Source organism: Micromonospora aridisoli (genome assembly GCF_056150025.1).
In genome coordinates this window covers 181977-201853 of the sequence record NZ_JAXCFK010000001.1, presented here as the reverse complement: position 1 = coordinate 201853, position 19877 = coordinate 181977, and the positions used below count along the sequence as shown (strand labels likewise).

Genomic DNA, 19877 nt, shown 5'->3' with positions numbered 1-19877 from the left:
TCAACACCGGATGACGTCGCGGCAGGACGCCACCGACGAGGAGGGCGCACCGGTCGCGGCCGGGATGCCGGCGGCGACGCTCGGCGGCGCGTCGGAGCGTATGACCGACTCCGGGCTCGACACCACCGCAGTCCTGCCCTATGCCCGGTCCCGCGCGTCGTCGCGGACGCGGTGGCTGCGGGCCTGGATGATGACGCTTCCGATCGATGTCGCGGCGCTACTCGCCCCGTTGCTGCTGAGTCAGACCTACTGGCGCGGCACATTGGCCAACGCCGTTCTGGCGTTGGCCATCTTCGCCGCCGGGGGGCTTTATCGGCCGCGCCGGCACGTGAGCATTTTGGACGAGCTACCTAGCCTCTGCGGGCGGCTGCTCGCCTCCGCCGCGGTGGTGGCCATCATCGCCGCACAGCGTCACTCCTCTGTGGAGTACGTCAGTGGGTTCATGCGCGGCGTCGCGCTGTCGGCCGGCCTGGTGGTCCTCGGTCGGGTGGTCAGCCGGGCCCTCACCGTTGCCGTACGCAAACGGCGATGGGTGGAGCACAACGCGATCATCATCGGAAGCGGCCCGATCGGTCTGGAACTCGCTCGGCTTCTCCGCCGTTACCCACGCTACGGGCTCAGGTTCGTCGGCTGCGTCGACGCTCCCTCCGGGCAGACCAGCACCGCCCTGCCGCTGAGTGGCACCCTCGACGACCTCGAACACCTCGTTCGGTTGCTGGAGTGCGAGGTTCTGGTCATCGCCGACCCGAACTGTCCGGAGTCCACCCTCATGGAAACCCTGCTCCGCCCCCGCAGCGCCCGCTGCGACCTCTGGGCGGTGCCTCGCCTGTGGGGCTCCGGTGCGCAGGGCGGGTACCCCGATCACATCGGCGCGATCCCGATCATCAAGATCAGCGATGTGACCTTCTCCGGTCCACGATGGGTGGTCAAACGGGCGTCTGATCTGGTGTTCGCCGCGGTCGCGCTGATCGTGCTGTGTCCGTTGCTCGTACTCTGCGCCGTCGCCACCTTCATCGAGGGAGGTCGCGGCATCTTCTTCCGCCAGGAGCGGATCGGGCGGCACGGCAGGCCCTTCAAAGTGATCAAGTTCCGCTCCATGCGGCCGGTGGACGAGCAGGAGTCGCGGACCAACTGGACCATCGCCCATGACCGGCGGGTCGGCCCGGTCGGCCGGTTCATGCGTCGCACCTCGCTGGACGAGCTTCCTCAACTGTGGAACATCCTGCGCGGCGACATGAGCGTGGTCGGACCGCGCCCGGAGCGTCCGTACTTCGTGGAGAAGTTCTCCGCGGCGTACCCGAACTACGCGGCGCGTCATCGGGTCCCGGTCGGCCTGACCGGGCTCGCGCAGGTCAGTGGCCTGCGGGGAGACACGCCGATCTCCGACCGCGCCCGTTTCGACAACTACTACATCGAGAACTGGTCACTCTGGCTCGACGTCAAGGTCGTCCTCCGTACGGTGGCGGAGGTGTTTCGCGGCGGGGGTCACTGACCGGCCTGTCCACCAGCACCCGGCCCGATCGGGAGTCGTGCCCGGGTCGCCGTCCATGCCGTCCGAAGGTCGGCGCGGATGGGCGTGCCCGTCCTGCGGTACGCATGGCACATGGCGATGCCGAGCCCGACCCCGAGACCGCCGATCGAGCCGGCAACCGCCTGCCACACCCAAGGCACCGCTTCGGGCGCCGTCGGGACAACGCCGTCCCGGAGCACGGCGACCCGTGCCCTGGAGACGAGACCGGCCGGCGCCGCGTCGCGGTCCGCGATCCGCTGCAACTCGGCCGTAAGCGCGTTGGCGATGGCCGCCGCCCCCACCGCGTCTCGGTAGGTGACGGCGACATCGATCGTCAGCGCGTTCGCCGGTGACGACGCCACGATGCGGTCGGCGAGTTGTGCGGGTGTGTCCGGCAGGTCGAGTGAGTCGATGACGGGCTTCGTCAGCCGGGGGCTGTTCATCATGCTGGTGTAGGTCTTCACCCGCCGTTGCATCAACTGCTCGACGACCACCGGGGAGGCGGTTTCCCGGGTGCCCGGCGGATCCGGCACGAAGCTGACGAGCAGCTGCGCCTCAGCGCGGTAGCTCGGGGGCTGACCACCGGCCACGACCCCTGTCCCGACACCACCGAGCAGAGCCAGCAGCGCCATCGTCACCCAGTGCGCGCCGAAGTAACGGGCGAGGTACATGTGGCTCCACGTCTGTCGTCTCCTGACGGGCCGTCAGATTACCCGGTGGTGTCAGCGGTGCGACGCCCGACGGACGGACCGCACCGGCGTGGCCGCCAGGAAAGTGCGGCGAGTTCCGACTCAGTGGGCGATTGCGGGGCCGACCGCCGTTCGGGTAGAAAGTGCCAGCGAGTTGGCGTTCTCATACCGGCTGATCCGGCGATCGGCCGGCGCATCCGCCACATCTTCGGGGGAGACGAGTGGAAAGCGTGTGGCTGGCCGACGCTGCCCGGTCTCAGCCGGACAGCGGCCCGCGGCTCACCTGGGACCCCGGGTGCTAGGTCTGTTCCGGCGGCACCTCTCTCCCGAACGTCTCTACCTCGCCGCTCTCGGCCTGACCGGACTCGCGGCACTCGTGTCGGTGGCGCTCCCCGCGACGGAGCGGGGCGAACTCGCCGCGAACATGGTGAGCGCCACGATGGGCGCGGCGATCGGTGGTTTCTCCACCGACACGTTCCTGCTGTCGCGTCCCGCGGGCTGGGTGATGTCGCGCGGACGGAACTGGATCCTCGGCATCGTCGGGGTCTCGCTCACGCTCACGGTGGTGGCCGCGGCTGTGCTGACCGCGGTGGCCGGGATCGGCAGCTTCGCGGTGGCCATCGGTGCCGCCTGCGCGCTCACCGTCTTCAACACGGCGGCCTCGCTGGGGCTGCGCCTGAAGAAGTTCTGGCTCGTGTACTCGACGCGCGCGGCAGGCGGCTGCGTGCTCATGGTCGGCTACGCGTTCCTCTACTTCGGTGGCCGGCTCGATGGTGGTGTGTGGAGCGTCGTCTGGCTCCTCGTTCAGGTGGCTGCCGCGCTTGTCCTGGCCGGGGCGGTCCTGGCCTGGGCCCGGCGGCTTCGCCCGTTCCCAGAGGCCACCGCGCGGCGGCCCGATTACCGGGCCGACCTCGCTGCCGTGGGGCGGCTGCACGTTGGCATCTCCGCTCAGATGGTGACGTACCGGCTGAGCCAGATCCTGGTCGCTCGCTTCGCCGGGGCCGGACCGCTCGGCGTCTACGCGCTGGCCGTGGCCGCGCTGGAGTTCGCGCAGGCCGGCGCGGTCGTCAGATCGCAACGGATCCTCGCCGAGCGGGATCCCGACGCCATCCGGGACCAGAGCGGCGCGGCGCTGCGGGCGGCGCTCCCGGTGGCCTGCCTGGCGGTGATCGGGCTCGCCGTCCTCGGCGTGCTGGCGCCCGACTACCGTGACGCCTGGCTCCTCGGGCTGCTCCTGCTGCCGGGAACGCTGGCTCTCGCCGTCGGCAAGACCTGGAGCGCCGCGCTGCTCAAACAGAGCGGCGAGCGAGCCACCACGGCGGTCGCCCTGGTGACGATGTCCGTCTCGGTGGTGCTCTACCTTCTCCTCATCCCGTGGCTCGGCACGTTCGGCGCCGCCGTGGCCTCATCGCTCGCATACGGCGTGTACGCGTTCCGGACCCGGCAGCGCATGCGGCGGTCGTCGCACCTTCTACTCAATCGGATGGCCTAGCGGTGGATACCTCAATCGTCGTGTTGACCTGGGAAGACTTCGAGCGGACGAACGTCTGCGTCCGGTCCCTGCCGTCCGCTGCGGAGATCATCGTCGTGGACAACGGCAGCGCCGCCGACATCGGTTCGAGACTGCGGGCGATGTGCGACGAGACCGGGGCCACCTACATCCGGTCGGACGTGAACCTGGGGTACGCGAAGGGCATGAACCTCGGCGTGCGGCACAGCACCCGCTCGCGCGTCATTCTGTCCAACAACGACATCACCGTCCGGCCGAGGGCCGTCGAGGAATTGACCGCCTGTCTCGACGAGCCGGCGGTGGGTGCCGCGTTCCCGAAGGTCCTCGACGTGAATGGCGAGGACCGGACAGCGGTGGGACGGTTCCTGACGATGAGCACCGGAATCGCGCACGCCACCGGGCTGAGCCTGGTGTTTCCGCGGCTCCGGATAGTCTCCACGCCGGAGCGGGGCGACTGGTTCTCCGGGCCGTTCGTCGCGATCCGCCGGGAGACACTCGATGCGATCGGCGGCGTCGACGAGTCGTCTTTCTTCTACTCCGAAGATCTGCGTCTGTGCTGGGCGGTCCGACAGCTGGGTCTGCGCCTCGCCTATGTGCCGACTGCCGTCGTGACGCACGAGGACGACGCGAGCGCCAAGCGGCGGTGGCCGGCGGAGGAGATCTCGCGCCGGCAGACCCGCGAGTTCATCCGGGCGAGTCGGGAACTTGCGGGTTGGCGTGGGCAGGTCGCCTGTTCCGCCTACACCCTCGGCGTGCTGTTGCGGGCCGGGGTGGGTGGCGGGGCCACTCGTCGGGCGATGGCCCGGGGTGCCATCGAAGGAATGCGTGCGTGATGAGGGTCCTCTTCGTCTGCACGACCGGTGGATCAGGACGACGGCAACTCGGCGGTGCCGAGCGGTTCCTCGTCGAGATGCTGCCGGCGTTGGCCGGTGAGGGTGTCGACGTGCTGGCCGCCACGCCCGACGACGAGGTGGCGGCGGCGCTGCGCGACGCCGGCATCCAGTGGCTCCGGCTCGGGGCCACGCGACGGATCGACCTCGGCTATGCGCGGGAGATCCGACGGCTCGTCGACGACTGGCGGCCGGACGTGGTGAGTGCCCACCTGCTCTCCGCCGCGATGCACGCCAGAGCCGGGCTCGGTGTCCGGGGTCGACGGACGCCCCTGGTGGTGGCACTGCACAACAGTCTGTGGCAGTACCGGGACGCCGCGGAGACGCTGCGCGGCAAGGCCGCGGTGCAGGCGAACATCGGCATCGACCTGATCTCACGTCGGCTACGGCCGCATGCGACCGTAGCCGTCTCCGCCTTCGAGGCGGAGGAACTGCAGGTACGCGGACACGTCCGGGACGTACACGTGATCACCAACCCGCTGCCCGCCGTCTGGCCGGCGGTGGACGACGTGCCGACGCGCGGTCCGGGCGAGGTGACCCGGGTGGGTTTCCTTGGCCGACTCGAGCGGGAGAAGGGGGCGGATCTCCTCTCCGACATCGCGGCCGCGCTGCCCGAGGTCGAGTTCCTGGTCGCCGGGGCCGGCACCGCGCCCATCGCTCCGCTGCCCAACATCAGACTCGTCGGCCGGGTCGAGGCCGCATCCTTCCTGCCGACGCTCGACTGTCTGCTCGTACCGTCCCGGGTGGAGTCCTTCGGGCGCAGTGCGCTGGAGGCGATGTCGCTCGGCGTCCCGGTGGTGCATTCCGGGGTCGGCGGGCTGGCGGAGATCACTCGGCGCGGCGCCGGTGTGCTCGCCTATCAGGCAGCGATGACAGCACCGGCGATGACAGCGGCCGTCCGGGCGGCCACTCATCCCGGCACCGACCCGCAGCAGCGCCGCGACCTTGCACGGGAGTACGCGACAGAGCACTCCTTCTCCCGGTGCGTACGGAACTGGCTCCACCTATACGAAGCGGTCGGCAATGAGACTTCGTCAACCTGAACCGCGCGGCGCCGCTGCGCCGACCTCGACCTCGGGCCCCGACACAGCGCGGAGGGAAGGGGGTGGAGCTTCGATGACCGGGGCGGAGAAGCGGATCTGGTCCGTCGGCCTGCCATTCGTGTGCGGTGTGCTGCTCCTGTTGGCCCCGTGGGACACCGGCACCGCGATTGCGCTCGGCCTGGCGGTGGCGGCCTTGTTCGCCGCCCGGTGCCGGATGTGGGGCCTCGCTGCCTGCACGGCCGCGTGGAGCGCCGCCTTCCTCGCCGTACGGGCCCTTCCCGGCCCCTACGACTCCTGGGCCGGCCGGGCGGTGGTGCCGGTCCTCGCCGGGTACGTGGCTGTCTTCCTGACCGCCTGGGCGGTCGGGCGACGGCTGGTCGGCCGGCGGGGAGACATCGCCCTGCCACGGCCGGCGCTTTCCTGGCCCACGGAACGGCGGCTGCTGACGTACCTCCTCGTGTTGCTTGGCGTCGCGGCGGTGACGTCGGCGTTCCGTTTCCAGGGTGTCGTGCCGCCACTGCTAGCCGACAACCCGGACGCGGCACGGCAGGTGCTCCGGGACCAGTCGAACATCGTCATCGGGCTGCTGTCCGAGGCATGGACCCTCGGGATGGCGATCTCCCTCCTGCGCGCCCTGTCCCGGAACTGGCGGGCGTCGCTCGTCTACTACGCGCTCGCCGGTGTCTTCACCGTCGGTGCCGCCCTCGGCGCGAGCAAGAACTCCGTGCTCGTCGGCATCGCCCCCGCGCTGATCGCGGCCCTGTCGGTGTACCGACCGAAGCGGCGGGTGACGAGGTCCTTCCCGATGACTCCGGTCATCCTGCTGATCGGCCTGGCGGTTCTCGGCACGGCCGTGTTTCTCGGCGGGCAGCGCACGATGGCGGGGACCGGCTCGTTCGAGAGCGAATTCCGGTCGCAGTACGGCGGCAACGCCCTGGCCAGCAGTCTGGGCTCGCTCGACCTGTCCCTGAGCTCGTCCACCGAGACATTCGGTCGGCTCTGGTCCCAGCGGGAGCACTTCGATCCGGCGTACGGCGCGTACTCCCTGACCTTCCTGGGGTCACGCGTCGAGCCGCTGGTCGGCCAGGTCGACCTGTACGCGGCCACGTCCCAGCTGAGCCAGCCGTACCACATGAACACCGCGACGTTCGCGGCCATCCCACTGCTCGACTTCGGTGCGGGCGGCGTCGTCTTCTTCCTCGCCGCCCTGGGCCTGGTGGTCGGCGGGGCCGAACGCCGGCTCGAGTTCTCCAGCGCGCCCGCCGGCCAGTTGGGGCGGGGCTTCATCGTGTACTTCGCCATGTTCGGCATCTACGAGCTCTACCCGTTCATATATCCGACCTGGTTGAGCCTGGTACCCGGGCTCTACGTCCTGCACCGGCTGGGGAGATCCGCGAAGTGAACGACGCGCCGGCCACGGGCCTGACGGTGGTCACCGTGCTGTACCGGTCCGCCGACATGCTGACCCGGACGCTGCCGACGTGGGTACGTAGCGTCGGCGAGCTTCCGGTCCGCTTCGTTTTCGCCGACAACAGCCCCGACGACGACTGCGAGAAGATCATCGCTGACCGTCTGGACGGCGACCGGTACACATATCTACCCGACCCCTCGAATCCTGGCTTCGCGGCGGGCTGCAACCGAGCGGTGGCGGCGACGACGACGAGCCACGTCCTGCTGCTGAATCCGGACGTCTGGCTGCCCGACGACGGTCTGGCTCGCATCTGGGCCGCCGTCACCGAGGATCCCGGCACGCCGGTCGCCGTTGGTCTGGCGATGCACGGCGGTGAGTACGTCGGCATCGATCTCAACCCGGTCTCCCTGTTCATCGACCGGCCGGCAACGGTGTCCCGAGGCCCGCTCGGTCCGTCCGGCGGCGCGGCGGTCTTTCCCACCGACCTGTTCCGCCGGTTCGCCGGATTCCACGAGCACCTGTTCGCGTGGGGTGAGGACGCCGACCTCGCCTTCCGGCTCTACGCTGCGGGCCTGCGCACTCGCGGGCTGGATCTCGTGCTACCCCACGCGGGAGGGCACAGCGTCGAGGGCGACGACAAACTCCAGGGATTTCGAGCGCTGCTGCTGGCGCGCAACCGACTCCTCGTCGCGGCGCGTACCTTCACCTGGCCGCTGATGCTCGTCGCGGTTCCCGTGCTCGCCCTCGCCCATCTCGCGCTGGCTGCCCGCCGCGCCCGTCAGGGCCTGCTCCGGCCGTTCCTCCGCGGTCTCGGGCGGGGCCTGGTCGAGGCGCCGGGCGCCCGCCGGCAGTGGAACGGGGAGCGGTTCGGCCTGGTCACCCTGTACCGCTACCTCATAGTTCGGGGATCGTGATGGCGGAAGGTCAGTGGAGCGTCATCACGGTCACCTACAACTCGGCGGAGACGCTACGCCGGTGCTGGCGCGGCGAGTCCCGACCGTACGAGTGGATCGTCGTCGACAACTGCTCGACCGATGATTCGGCGCGGACGGCAGAGCAACTGGGTGCCCGAGTCATCCGATTGCCGGAGAATGTCGGCTTCGCCAAGGCCAACAACATCGGGGTAGGCCAGGCGGGCGAGTACGTCCTGTTCGCCAACCCGGACCTCGAGATCCGCCCGGACGGTCTCGGCGTACTGAAACGACACCTCGACCGGCATGGCGGCCTGGCGGCGCCGCAGTTGCTCTCGTCGGACGGCATCGCCCAACCCAATGGGCGCGGGTTCCCGTACGCCACGGCGAAGCTGGGCAACCGGAGGCTCTGGCCACTGAACCGGCTGCACGCCTCGTACCGCATCCTGGCCGGTCCCGGCGAGACGGTCCACGTCGCCTGGGTCATGGGCGCGGCGGTCGCCGCCCGTACCGCGGACTTCGTCGAGTTGGGCGGCTGGAACGAGCGGTTCTTCCTCTACTACGAGGACCACGAGCTCGGACTGCGCGCGTGGCGGCTCGGCCACCCGGTCGCCCTGCTCGGTGACGTCCGCTGGACCCATCACTGGGCCCGTGCGACCAACTCGCTGCACTGGTCACGGGCACACACTCTCGAGTTGCGCAGCGCCCGGACCTTCTTCGGTATGTTTCCCGAGTTTCTGCTCGGACTGCCGCCGGTGTCCCGGCGGCACCGCACCGCCGCCCGCCTCATCGGGTCGAGGGTGGACAATGGGCGTACCGGTGACCCCGACGATGGTTTCACCACTCAGGACGGTGCCGGCCCTTGATAGCGTCTCGCCGTGCCCGAGACGCGTCAGCTCCCGGTCCGCTCCGCTTTCGCGGCAGCTGCTCCAGCCGGGTCCCGCGACACCACGACAGCCGCCTCCGGGGCGTTCCCCTGGGCAGCTGACCTCAGGGGCCGACTCCGCTACTGGCCACTCGTCAGCCTGATCGTGGCGCTCGGCGCGGTCCTGCGGATCCGTCAGTGGGCGTCCGGACGCAGCTTCTGGAACGACGAGCTGTACGTGGCACACAACCTGCGCGACCGGAGCTATCTGGAACTGCTGGAGCCGTTGGCGTTCAGCCAGTCGGCACCGCCAGGCTGGTTGTGGCTCGAACGGCTCTCGCTACAACTCTTCGGGCCGACGGAGCAGTCGCTACGACTCGTGCCGCTGCTCTTCGGGCTCGCGCTGCTGCCACTGGTCGGATACCTCGGGTGGCGACTCATGCCGCCGCTGGCCGCGATGACGGCTCTGTCGCTGGTCGCGATCGCACCGTTCCTCATCGCCTACTCGAACGAACTCAAACCGTACAGCGCGGAAGCGTTCTGCACGACGTTGCTCGTCGGGGTGGCTCTGCTCCTGATCCGCGACAGGTTGTCGTGGCGCAGCGGCGTCGTGTTCTGGGGGTTGTCACTGCTCGCCTCGGGGCTGAGCATCATGGCCATCCCGGTCGCCGGTGCGCTGGGAGTGCTGATCGGGCTGCACGCGCTGACCCGTCCGGGCCGTCCGTGGCCGAGTCGATTGCGTGAGCTGGGCCGCTTCGTGCTGCCGGCACCGGCCTGGATCGCCGTCGTGCTGTGGATCTACCTGGTGGTCCTGGCGCCTGCTCGGTACGACGCCCACCTGCAGGCGTACTGGCTGAGCAAGGCGATCTACCCGTATCAGCCGCTGACCGACGTTCCCGCCACCCTGGACTGGTTCGGCTCGACGTACCAGAGCCTGGCCCGGGTGCCGTTCGTGACCTGGTCGGCGTGGATCGTCGTACCCCTGCTGCTCGCCGGTGCGGTGCTGTGGTGGCGTCGGGTGGCCGCCCTCGCGGTGTTGATCCTGCTCACACCACTGGTCGTCGGGCTGAGCGGCGCGGCCGTGTCGAGCTACCCGTTCACCGGCCGGCTGGCGCTCTACGCGGTGCCCGCTTCCCTGATGCTGGCCAGTCTCGCGGTGGCGTCGCCGGACACCGGGCACGGCCTTCCCGACCGGCTCCGCCGGTCGGCCGGGATGGCGCTCGTCATCGCGCTCGCGATACCCCAGCTGGCCGTTGACCTGACGGCGACCATGCATCCACAGCGCGCCTTCCCACAGGGTGAGGGTGCCAACGTGGCCGACTACCGGACCGCGCTTCGCCATCTGAGCACCGAGCGACGCGCGGACGACCTGCTGCTCGCCACCCGCCTATCCTGGACTTCACAGTCCTACTACGGCCCGCCGGTCGACGGGTACGTGGCTCCGGCCCCACCGGCCGGCTGTCCGAAGCGAAGCGTGTCGGATCTGCTGGCCGGACGGTCCCGGGTCTGGCTGTTTCAGATCACCGATTGGGAGGAGACCGAGAACCGGGACGTCATCGTCCGACTCGGAAGCGGCGGTGGAGCGGTCACGGAGCGGGCCTTCCGCGGTGCGCGGGTGGTCCGGATCGACCTTCCCGCCAAGGTCACCGTGGGCACCGATGTCTGTCTGGTCACCCCGCCCGACGGGGCTGCGGTGCCCTAGGCCGCCTAGCTGTTCCGCTGCCAGAGATCCCGTAGCGCGTCCCAGTTGCCCCCGAGTCCCGCGCCACACGGGGTTTCCAGGTAGAGCGAGCTGACGCTGTCGTCGCGGCCCCACCAGATTCCACAGACCGGCCGCCCGTCGTGGCCGTTGCCCGCGTACTCGACATAGCTGCCGGAGACCCCGCTGAACCCGCCGGTGGCCTGCGTCGCCTCCCGCAGACCAGGTGCGAGCGCCCGCCCGATGATGCCCATCTCCTGGCGGAAGGCTCGCGCGGCCTCCTTCGTCGCCGTCGACTCGTAGAGGGCGAAGTGCACTGCCACGCCACGGTACCGGCAGAAGACGTGCCGTTTCTCGCCCTTGAGCAGCTCGGGACCGCCGACCTCGGTGTCGATCGCGCAGCCGCCCATCTGGCTCAGCCAGGGCTCGGCGAGCGGCATGAGATCGCCGTCGAACTTCGCCTTGTTCAACGAGTCCTGCGTCGCGTCGTACAGCGGCGGGGAGGCGCTGGTCGACGGCTCGCCGGCCGGCTCTGCCGAGCCGCCGAACGTGCTGCCGGCGAAGAATCCGGCGCTGCCGGCCAGCAGCGCGGCCACGACGACCCCACCGATCCAGAGGCCGAGCCGGTTGCGCGGCGGACGCGCGACGGGTGCGATTCGTCGCCCACCGGACGAGTCGAGCGGGTCTGCGGCGGGTGGCGCCGATGTCATCGCCCGGGGAGCTGCGGGCGATGCCGGCGCACCGGAGATCGGATGCGGCTCGGCGGACGTCGGTTGCTCGGGAATCTGGGCCGTCCACTGTGCGACAGGCGAGCCGGAGACCGGCTGCGGAGCACCCGACACGGGTTGCGGAGCGCCGGAGACGGGTTGCGGAGCGCCGGAGACCGGCTGCGGCGGTCCGGAGACGGGTGGCGCTGATCCTGTCTGGATCGGTTCGTAGTCCACCCCGAGCGACCGCATGAGCCGCTCCGCGCCCGGCCCCGCCTCCGCCGGGTACGCGACCCACGGCGCGGGTGCCGAGAAGTCGGCGTAGGTGTACGACATGCCCTCCGGCGCCTCGGCCAAGGAGTTCGCCATCCCGGCGAACGCCTCTCGCCAGCCCTGGGCGGCGGCGACGGTGGCATCCAGGACGGCCACGGTGACGAGGCGCCCCTGTTCGTCGATGGCCGCCCAGGCCTTGCCCACCGGAGAGCCGCCCAGCATGTGGGTGTACCTGTAGGGCGTTCCCGGCTGCATGCCAACTCCTTCGCTAAACCGCCATGCGGATCCTACCGAGACGGCACCAGCCGAATGGGCCCGCCGGCCCCATCGCACGAACGCCGGGGAGTTGCCCCATGAAAGTTTTCATGCATAAGGTCTAGCCATGAATGAAGGAGCCGTCGCGGCACCCGTCGATCAGGTGCTGGGTCTGTTCCAGGGCATCCGGCTCACCCCGACGCAGCGGCGCATCGCGCACTGCCTGGTGCAGCACGCCCCCGCCATCGGCTACCTCTCCGCCGCCGAGGTCGCCGAGCTGGCCGGGGTCAGTCAGCCGTCGGTCACCCGGTTCGCGGTGGCGCTGGGCCACGACGGCTACCCGGCCCTGCGTCGTCGGCTCCGCGAGCTGACCGCCGCCACGCCCGGTCCGTCTCCCACCGGCAACGAACTCCAGCAGGCGGTACGCGCCGAGATCGACAACCTGGATCGGCTGGCCGGGCAGTTGGCCGACCGGGAGCGGATCGCCGAGACCGGGCGACTGCTGGCGGCCAGCCGCCCGCTGCCCGTGCTCGGCCTGCGGGCCGCCGCGCCGCTGGCCGCGTACTTCGCGTACTTCGCCGCCAAGGTGCACCCCGACGTGCGGGTGCTCGACGACGGCGGCAGCCTGCTCACCGACCGCCTCGAACAGGCCGCCGAGGCGGGGGCGCGGGCGCTGCTGGCGTTCGTGCTGCCGCGCTACCCCCGGGAGACCCTGGACGCGCTGCGCGAGGCCCGCGAGGCGAAACTGACGGTCGTGGCGATCACCGACTCGCCGGTGAGCCCGGCGACCGAGCACGCCGACGTGGTGCTGCCCGCCGCGGTCGGCGCGCAACTCGTGTTCGACCTGCACACCGCCCCGATGACCCTGGCCATGGTGCTGCTCCAGGCGATCTGCGACGCCGCCCCGGCCGAGACCCAGCGACGGCTGGAGGCCTTCGAAGCCTCAGCCACCCGTCGACAGTTGTTCCTCGGTTAGGAGGAGGCCCGCAATGACGCAATCCACCCAGGCCGCGCCCGGTCCCGTCCGGGCCGCACGCGGCACCGAGCGCACCGCCCGGGGCTGGCCGCAGGAGGCCGCCCTGCGGATGCTGATGAACAACCTCGATCCCGAGGTCGCCGAGCGCCCCGACGACCTCGTCGTGTACGGCGGCACCGGCCGCGCCGCCCGGGACTGGCCGTCGTACCACGCGCTGGTGCGGACGCTGACCGACCTGCGCGACGACGAGACGATGCTGGTGCAGTCGGGCCGCCCGGTCGGCGTCATGCGTACCCACGAATGGGCGCCCCGGGTGCTGCTGGCCAACTCGAACCTGGTCGGCGACTGGGCGACCTGGCCGGAGTTCCGCCGCCTGGAGCAGCTCGGCCTGACCATGTACGGGCAGATGACCGCCGGCTCGTGGATCTACATCGGCACCCAGGGCATCCTCCAGGGCACCTACGAGACCTTCGCCGCGGTCGCCGCCAAGAGGTTCGACGGCACCCTGGCCGGCACGCTGACGCTCACCGGCGGCTGCGGCGGCATGGGCGGGGCGCAGCCGCTCGCGGTCACCATGAACGGCGGCGTCTGCCTGATCGTGGACGTGGACCGGACCCGGCTGGAGCGCCGGGCGCACGACCGCTACCTGGACGAGATCGCCGACAGCCTGGACGACGCGGTCGAGCGGGTGCTGGCCGCGAAACGCGACCGGCGGGCGCTGAGCGTCGGCGTGGTCGGCAACGCCGCCACGGTCTTCCCGGAACTGCTGCGGCGAGGCGTACCGATCGACATCGTCACCGACCAGACCAGCGCCCACGATCCGCTGTCGTACCTGCCGGAGGGGGTGGAGCTGGCCGACGCCCGGGAGTACGCGGCGGCCAAGCCGGCCGAGTTCACCGATCGGGCCCGGGCCTCGATGGCCAAGCACGTCGAGGCGATGGTGGGCTTCCTCGACGCGGGTGCGGAGGTCTTCGACTACGGCAACTCGATCCGGGGCGAGGCGCGCCTCGGCGGGTACGAACGCGCGTTCGACTTCCCCGGCTTCGTGCCGGCGTACATCCGGCCGTTGTTCTGCGAGGGCAAGGGGCCGTTCCGGTGGGCGGCGCTCTCCGGCGACCCCGCCGACATCGCCACCACCGACCGGGCGATCCTGGACCTGTTCCCGGAGAACGAGTCCCTCGCGCGGTGGATCCGGTTGGCCGGCGAGCGGGTCGCCTTCCAGGGCCTGCCGGCACGCATCTGCTGGCTCGGCTACGGTGAGCGCGACAAGGCTGGCGTACGGTTCAACGAGATGGTCGCCTCCGGTGAGCTGAGCGCGCCGGTGGTGATCGGCCGCGACCACCTGGACTGCGGCAGCGTGGCCAGCCCCTACCGGGAGACCGAGGCGATGGCCGACGGCTCCGATGCGATCGCCGACTGGCCGCTGCTCAACGCGCTGGTCAACACCGCCAGCGGGGCGTCCTGGGTGTCCATCCACCACGGCGGCGGGGTCGGCATCGGCCGCTCCATCCACGCCGGTCAGGTCTGCGTGGCCGACGGCACCGCCCTGGCCGGACAGAAGATCGAGCGGGTGCTGACCAACGACCCGGCGATGGGCGTCATCCGGCACGTCGACGCCGGTTACCCCACCCCGCACACCGACGTCCGCATTCCGATGGCGGAGTAAGGAAGGGCCCCTTGTTAACGCATACGGTAGAGGAAGGGCCCCTTCTTAACAGGTTCCGCAAGCTCTGGGACGAGATCGCCCCGATCGGGCGGGACGACCGCAGCGGCGGCTACCTGCGGTACGCGTTGACCGAACCGGAACTGCGGCTGCGGGAGTGGTTCCGCGGGCAGGCCGACCAGCGGGGCATGCCGGTCCACGAGGACGGCAACGGCAACCTGTTCGCCTGGTGGGGTGACCCGGACGCCGGGAACGCGATCCTGACCGGCAGCCACTTCGACTCGGTGCCGCACGGCGGTGCGTACGACGGGCCACTCGGCATCGTCAGCGCGCTGCTGGCCGTGGACGAGCTGCGCGCGGCCGGCGTCGCGCCGTCCCGGCCGCTGGTCGTCGCCGCGTTCGTGGAGGAGGAGGGGGCCCGGTTCGGCGTACCGTGTCTGGGTTCCCGGCTGCTCACCGGGCAGCTCGACGCCGAGCGGGCGGGCGCGCTGCGCGACGCGGCCGGGGTGAGCTTCGCCGAGGCGCTGGGTGCCCGGCCGGCGGGCGTCGACCCGGTGCTGCTCGGCCGCCTGTCCGCCTTCGTGGAGCTGCACGTCGAGCAGGGCCGCGCGCTGGTCGATCAGGGTGCCCCGGTCGCGGTGGCCAGCGCGATCTGGCCGCACGGCCGGTGGCGCTTCGACTTCACCGGCGAGGGAAACCACGCCGGTACGACCCGGATGGCCGACCGCCGCGATCCCATGTTGACGTACGCGTTCACGGTGCTCGCCGCCAACAAGGAGGCCCGGCTGCGCGACGCCCTCGCCACGGTCGGCCGGGTGGCCGTCGAGCCGAACGCGACCAACGCCGTGCCCTCGCGGGTCACCGGCTGGCTGGACGCCCGCGCCGCCGAACCGGAGACACTGACCGGCCTGGTCGAGGCGGTCCGGGCCAAGGTCGTCGAGCGGGCCCGCCGCGACGGCACCGAGGTCACGCTGACCGAGGAGTCGACGACCCCGCTGGTGGCCTTCGACGGTGGGCTGGCCGACCGGCTGGCCGGGCTGCTGGCCGCCCCGGTGCTGCCCACCGGGGCGGGACACGACGCCGGGGTGCTCGCCGCCCACGTGCCCACCGCGATGCTCTTCGTCCGCAACCCGACCGGGGTGTCGCACTCCCCCGCCGAGTCGGCCACCGACAGCGACTGTGCCGCCGGGGTGGTCGCGCTGGCCAGGGTCTTGGAGGAGCTGACATGCCGCTGAACACGGTGGGCGAACCGACGCCGGCAGCCGCCCGGCCGGGTGCTGACCGGCTGATGACGCAGGCGGTTCAGCTCGACAGGGAGCAGACCCGATGACGTCGATCCGCTGGCTCACCGAGTACGCGTGGCTGCCCGAGCAGACCGAGCCGACCCCGGACGTGTTGATCGAGACGGTCAATGGCCGGATCACCGGCGTCACCCCACTGTCGTCGGGCGGCCAGCCGGACGCCGGGGTGGACGTGCTGACCGACGCGGTCCGGCTGCCGGGGCTGACCCTGCCCGGCCTGGCCAACGCCCACTCGCACGCCTTCCACCGGGCGCTGCGCGGACGCACCCACGGTGGGCGGGGCGACTTCTGGAGCTGGCGGGACCAGATGTACGCGGTCACCGCGCGCCTCGACCCCGACTCCTATCTGGCGCTGGCCCGGGCGGTCTACGCCGAGATGGCGCTGGCCGGGATCACCTGCGTCGGCGAGTTCCACTACCTGCATCACGGGCCGGGCGGCACCCCCTACGCGGACCCGAACGCGATGGGCGCGGCGCTGGTCGAGGCGGCGGCGCAGGCGGGCATCCGACTGACCCTGCTGGACACCTGCTACCTGACCGCCTCGGTGGACGGCCGGCCGCTGGTCGGGTCACAGCAGCGGTTCGGCGACGGTGACGCGCTGCGCTGGGCCCAGCGGGTCGACCGGTTCACCCCGGAAGGTGGGCACGCCCGCCTCGGTGCCGCGATCCACTCGGTCCGCGCGGTACCGGCCGCGCAGCTCGCCACGGTGGCCGGCTGGGCGCACCGCCGCGACGCGCCACTGCACGTGCACCTTTCGGAGCAGCCCGCCGAGAACGACGCCTGCCGCGCGGTACACGGGTGCACCCCGACGCGTCTGCTCGCCGACCACGGGGTGCTCGGCCGGGCCACCACGGCGGTGCACGCCACCCACCCGACCAGCGCCGACGTGGGTCTGCTCGGCGAACACCGCACCGGGGTCTGCCTCTGTCCGACCACCGAACGCGATCTCGCCGACGGCATCGGGCCGGCCCGCCGGATGGCCGACGCGGGTATCCCGCTCAGCCTGGGCAGCGACAGCCACGCGGTGATCGACCCGTTCGAGGAGGCACGCGCCGTCGAGCTGGACGAACGGCTGCGCACCCGCAAGCGCGGCCACTTCGCCCCGGCCGAGCTGCTGACCGCGGCGAGCGAGGCCGGGCACGCCGCGCTGGGCTGGACCGACGCCGGCCGGATCGCCGTAGGTGACCGGGCCGACCTGGTCACGGTGCGGCTGGACAGCGTACGCACGGCCGGGGTGACCCCGGCGGGCGTCTGGTTCGCGGCCAGCGCGGCCGATGTCGCGCAGGTGGTGGTGGACGGCCGGGTGCTGGTCCGCGACGGCCACCACGTCCGCATGGACGTGCCCCGGGAACTGGCGACGGCGATCGCGGGAGTGGCCGATGTCTAGTCTGCTGGTGGACAACATCGGTGAGCTGGTCACCAACGAGGCCGGCCGGGGCGAGGGCGGGCCGCTGGGGATCCGGCGACGGGCCGCGGTGCTCGTCGAGGACGGCGAGGTGGCCTGGATCGGCCCGACCGCCGACGCTCCGGCCGCCGACCGGCGCATCGACGCCGCCGGTGCGGCGGTGCTGCCGGGCTTCGTGGACAGTCACGCCCATCTCGTCTTCGCCGGGGACCGGGCGGCCGAGTTCGCCGCCCGGATGGCCGGGCAGCCGTACACCGGTGGCGGCATCCGCACCACGGTCGGTGCCACCCGGGCGGCCTCCGACGGCGAGCTGCGCGCCACCGTGCGCCGGTTGCGCGCGGAGGCGTTGCGGCAGGGCACCACCACGATCGAGATCAAGAGTGGGTACGGCCTGACCGTCGTCGACGAGGCCCGGTCGCTGCGGATCGCCAGCGAGGTCAGCGAGGAGACCACCTACCTCGGGGCGCACGTGGTGCCGGCCGAGTACGCCGACCGCCCCGACGACTACGTCGGGCTGGTCTGCGGGCCGATGCTGGCCGCCGCCGCGCCGTACGCCCGCTGGATCGACGTGTTCTGCGAGCGGGGGGCCTTCGACGCCGACCACGCCCGGGCGATCCTGGCCTGCGGGCAGGCCATGGGGCTCGGGGTACGGGTGCACGCCAACCAGCTCGGCCCCGGCCCGGGCGTGCGGCTCGGGGTGGAGCTGGGCGCGGCCAGCGTCGACCACTGCACCCACCTGAGCGACGCCGACATCGACGCGCTGGCGTCGACCCGGGTCGACTGCATGTGCGCCGAGGGCGGCCACACGGCGACCGTGGCGACCCTGCTGCCCGGGGCCGAGTTCTCCACCCGGTCGCCCTATCCGGACGCCCGCCGGCTGCTCGACGCCGGGGTCACCGTGGCCCTGGCCACCGACTGCAACCCCGGCTCGTCGTACACCTCGTCGATGCCGTTCTGCATCGCGCTGGCCGTACGCGAGATGAGGATGACCCCGGCGGAGGCGGTCTGGGCCGCGACGGCCGGCGGCGCGCGGGCGTTGCGCCGCGACGACGTCGGCGTGCTGCGGCCCGGTGCCCGTGCCGACCTGATCATCCTCGACGCCCCGTCCCACCTGCACCTGGCCTACCGGCCCGGGGTTCCACTGATCCGCCAGGTCCTGCACAACGGAGTACCGCGATGACCGTCACCATTCAGCCCACCGGGATCTCCCCCGCCGACGTGATCGCCGTGGCGCGCGGCGCGGCCAAGGTCGTCCTCGACCCGGCCACCATCGAGGCGATGGCCACCAGCCGGTCCATCGTGGACGGAATCGAGGCCGCCGGCCGGCCCGTGTACGGCGTGTCGACCGGTTTCGGGGCCCTGGCGAACACCTTCGTCGCGCCCGAGCGCCGCGCCGAGCTGCAGCACGCGCTGATCCGGTCGCACGCCGCCGGGGTCGGCGCGCCGATGCCGCGGGAGGTGGTGCGGGCGATGATGCTGCTGCGGGTCCGCTCGCTGGCGCTCGGCCATTCCGGGGTACGGCCGCTGGTCGCCGAGGCCCTGGTGGACCTGCTCAACCACGACGTCACCCCGTGGGTGCCGGAACACGGTTCGCTGGGCGCCTCCGGTGACCTGGCACCACTGGCGCACTGTGCGCTGGTGCTGCTCGGCGAGGGCTGGGTGCTCGGCCCGGACGGCGGGCGGATGCCCGCCGCCGAGGCGCTGCGCCGGGCCGGCCTCGCCCCGGTCGAGCTGGCCGCCAAGGAGGGGCTGGCGCTGATCAACGGCACCGACGGCATGCTCGGCATGCTGCTGCTCGCCATCCACGACGCCGCGCACCTGTTCACCATGGCCGACGTGACCGCCGCGCTGGCGATCGAGGCGATGCTCGGCTCGGAGCGGCCGTTCCTGCCGGAGCTGCACGCCATCCGCCCGCATCCCGGGCAGGGCGTCTCGGCGGCCAACATCCACCGGCTGCTGCAGAACTCGGCGGTGATGGACTCGCACCGCGACGACCTGGCCCACGCGGTGCAGGACGCCTATTCGATGCGCTGCGCCCCGCAGGTGACCGGCGCGGCACGAGACACCCTGGAGTTCGTCCGTACGGTCGCCGCCCGGGAACTGGTCTCGCTGGTGGACAACCCGGTGGTGCTACCCGACGGTCGGGTCGAGTCGACCGGGAACTTCCACGGCGCGCCCCTGGGCTTCGCGGCGGACTTCCTGGCCATCGCCGCCGCCGAGGTGGGCGCGATCGCCGAACGTCGGGTGGACCGGCTGCTCGACGTCACCCGCTCGCGGGACCTGCCGGCGTTCCTCTCCCCCGACGCGGGGGTCAACTCCGGGCTGATGATCGCCCAGTACACGGCCGCCGGGATCGTCGCCGAGAATCGCCGGCTGGCCGCACCGGCCTCGGTGGATTCGCTACCCACCAGCGGCATGCAGGAGGACCACGTCTCGATGGGCTGGGCGGCGGCCAAGAAGCTACGTACCGTCCTGGACAACCTGACCAGCCTGCTCGCGGTCGAACTGCTCGCGGCCGTACGCGGGCTCCAGCTCCGGGCCCCGTTGACGCCGTCGCCGGCCGGCCGGGCGGCGATCGCCGCGCTCGGCGGGGCCGTCGGCGAACCGGGCCCCGACGTCTTCCTCGCCCCGTTGATGGAGGCCGCCCGCGCGGTGCTGGCCGGCCCCGACCTCCGCACCGCCATCGAGGCGGAACTCGGCCCGCTGAGCTGAGGCGATCCTGGTCCGGGAAGCGCCCCTCGGAGGGCGTACCCGGACCAGGATCCACCC

At 71.7% G+C, this 19877-nt stretch carries 16 protein-coding genes; 14 read left to right on the top strand and 2 right to left on the bottom strand.

Annotation, left to right across the window (positions count from 1 at the left end; genetic code table 11):
* Positions 1–187: 187 nt before the first annotated feature.
* On the top strand, positions 188–1492 hold the full coding sequence (locus SM447_RS00840; protein WP_474571222.1) for a sugar transferase: 1305 nt from the start codon (positions 188–190) through the stop codon (positions 1490–1492).
* Here the strand turns inward: SM447_RS00840 and SM447_RS00835 are convergent.
* Entirely contained in the window at positions 1486–2181 is a 696-nt protein-coding gene (locus tag SM447_RS00835; RefSeq protein ID WP_474570773.1) for a YveK family protein, read from the bottom strand. The two genes, SM447_RS00840 and SM447_RS00835, sit on opposite strands and share 7 nt — an antisense overlap.
* Positions 2182–2494: 313 nt before the next feature.
* On the opposite strand from SM447_RS00835, the gene SM447_RS00830 reads away from it, so the two are divergent.
* The 7 genes from SM447_RS00830 to SM447_RS00800 all read left to right on the top strand — a co-directional run bounded on the left by SM447_RS00830 (position 2495) and on the right by SM447_RS00800 (position 10531).
* On the top strand, positions 2495–3691 hold the full coding sequence (locus SM447_RS00830) for a lipopolysaccharide biosynthesis protein (protein WP_474570772.1): 1197 nt from the start codon (positions 2495–2497) through the stop codon (positions 3689–3691).
* Positions 3692–3711: 20 nt separating this feature from the next.
* Complete coding sequence (locus SM447_RS00825) at positions 3712–4542, top strand: glycosyltransferase (RefSeq protein ID WP_474570771.1); 831 nt, start codon at positions 3712–3714, stop codon at positions 4540–4542.
* The gene (locus tag SM447_RS00820) at positions 4542–5642 is read left to right on the top strand and encodes a glycosyltransferase family 4 protein (protein ID WP_474571221.1); all 1101 of its coding nucleotides are present in this window, start codon (positions 4542–4544) and stop codon (positions 5640–5642) included. The genes SM447_RS00825 and SM447_RS00820 overlap by 1 nt, the downstream gene beginning before the upstream one ends.
* Positions 5643–5715: 73 nt before the next feature.
* On the top strand, positions 5716–7044 hold the full coding sequence (locus SM447_RS00815) for a hypothetical protein (RefSeq protein ID WP_474570770.1): 1329 nt from the start codon (positions 5716–5718) through the stop codon (positions 7042–7044).
* Entirely contained in the window at positions 7041–7967 is a 927-nt protein-coding gene (locus SM447_RS00810; protein WP_474570769.1) for a glycosyltransferase family 2 protein, read from the top strand. The genes SM447_RS00815 and SM447_RS00810 overlap by 4 nt, the downstream gene beginning before the upstream one ends.
* Positions 7967–8830 carry a glycosyltransferase family 2 protein gene (locus SM447_RS00805; RefSeq protein ID WP_474570768.1) on the top strand — a complete coding sequence of 288 codons (864 nt, stop codon included), beginning with the start codon at positions 7967–7969 and terminating at the stop codon, positions 8828–8830. The genes SM447_RS00810 and SM447_RS00805 overlap by 1 nt, the downstream gene beginning before the upstream one ends.
* Before the next feature lie 12 nt (positions 8831–8842).
* Entirely contained in the window at positions 8843–10531 is a 1689-nt protein-coding gene (locus SM447_RS00800) for a glycosyltransferase family 39 protein (protein WP_474570767.1), read from the top strand.
* Positions 10532–10536: 5 nt separating this feature from the next.
* Here SM447_RS00800 and SM447_RS00795 read toward each other — a convergent pair whose 3' ends face one another.
* Complete coding sequence (locus tag SM447_RS00795; RefSeq protein WP_474570766.1) at positions 10537–11763, bottom strand: hypothetical protein; 1227 nt, start codon at positions 11761–11763, stop codon at positions 10537–10539.
* Between the two features lie 127 nt (positions 11764–11890).
* On the opposite strand from SM447_RS00795, the gene SM447_RS00790 reads away from it, so the two are divergent.
* The 6 genes from SM447_RS00790 to hutH all read left to right on the top strand — a co-directional run bounded on the left by SM447_RS00790 (position 11891) and on the right by hutH (position 19820).
* On the top strand, positions 11891–12739 hold the full coding sequence (locus SM447_RS00790) for a MurR/RpiR family transcriptional regulator (RefSeq protein ID WP_474570765.1): 849 nt from the start codon (positions 11891–11893) through the stop codon (positions 12737–12739).
* Positions 12740–12752: 13 nt separating this feature from the next.
* Positions 12753–14405: a urocanate hydratase gene (locus tag SM447_RS00785; RefSeq protein ID WP_474570764.1), complete on the top strand. Its 1653-nt coding sequence runs from the start codon at positions 12753–12755 to the stop codon at positions 14403–14405.
* Between the two features lie 11 nt (positions 14406–14416).
* The gene (locus SM447_RS00780) at positions 14417–15637 is read left to right on the top strand and encodes an allantoate amidohydrolase (protein WP_474570763.1); all 1221 of its coding nucleotides are present in this window, start codon (positions 14417–14419) and stop codon (positions 15635–15637) included.
* A gap of 91 nt (positions 15638–15728) precedes the next feature.
* Entirely contained in the window at positions 15729–17090 is a 1362-nt protein-coding gene (locus tag SM447_RS00775; protein WP_474570762.1) for a formimidoylglutamate deiminase, read from the top strand.
* Positions 17083–18288, top strand: coding sequence for an imidazolonepropionase (gene hutI, locus SM447_RS00770; protein WP_474570761.1), 1206 nt, complete (start codon positions 17083–17085; stop codon positions 18286–18288). The genes SM447_RS00775 and hutI overlap by 8 nt, the downstream gene beginning before the upstream one ends.
* On the top strand, positions 18285–19820 hold the full coding sequence (hutH, locus tag SM447_RS00765) for a histidine ammonia-lyase (protein ID WP_474570760.1): 1536 nt from the start codon (positions 18285–18287) through the stop codon (positions 19818–19820). Before hutI ends, hutH begins: the two co-directional genes overlap by 4 nt.
* The last annotated feature ends 57 nt before the right edge of the window (positions 19821–19877 follow it).

Excerpts from the sequence above, each read along its gene's own strand:
- SM447_RS00835 (WP_474570773.1), bottom strand. The coding sequence starts at position 2,181 with ATGTACCTCGCCCGTTACTTCGGCGCGCACTGGGTGACGATGGCGCTG.
- SM447_RS00820 (WP_474571221.1), top strand. The coding sequence starts at position 4,542 with ATGAGGGTCCTCTTCGTCTGCACGACCGGTGGATCAGGACGACGGCAA.
- hutI (WP_474570761.1), top strand. The coding sequence starts at position 17,083 with ATGTCTAGTCTGCTGGTGGACAACATCGGTGAGCTGGTCACCAACGAG.
- SM447_RS00805 (WP_474570768.1), top strand. The coding sequence starts at position 7,967 with ATGGCGGAAGGTCAGTGGAGCGTCATCACGGTCACCTACAACTCGGCG.
- SM447_RS00775 (WP_474570762.1), top strand. The coding sequence starts at position 15,729 with ATGACGTCGATCCGCTGGCTCACCGAGTACGCGTGGCTGCCCGAGCAG.
- SM447_RS00785 (WP_474570764.1), top strand. The coding sequence starts at position 12,753 with ATGACGCAATCCACCCAGGCCGCGCCCGGTCCCGTCCGGGCCGCACGC.
- SM447_RS00790 (WP_474570765.1), top strand. The coding sequence starts at position 11,891 with ATGAATGAAGGAGCCGTCGCGGCACCCGTCGATCAGGTGCTGGGTCTG.
- SM447_RS00815 (WP_474570770.1), top strand. The coding sequence starts at position 5,716 with ATGACCGGGGCGGAGAAGCGGATCTGGTCCGTCGGCCTGCCATTCGTG.
- SM447_RS00795 (WP_474570766.1), bottom strand. The coding sequence starts at position 11,763 with ATGCAGCCGGGAACGCCCTACAGGTACACCCACATGCTGGGCGGCTCT.
- SM447_RS00840 (WP_474571222.1), top strand. The coding sequence starts at position 188 with ATGATGACGCTTCCGATCGATGTCGCGGCGCTACTCGCCCCGTTGCTG.
- hutH (WP_474570760.1), top strand. The coding sequence starts at position 18,285 with ATGACCGTCACCATTCAGCCCACCGGGATCTCCCCCGCCGACGTGATC.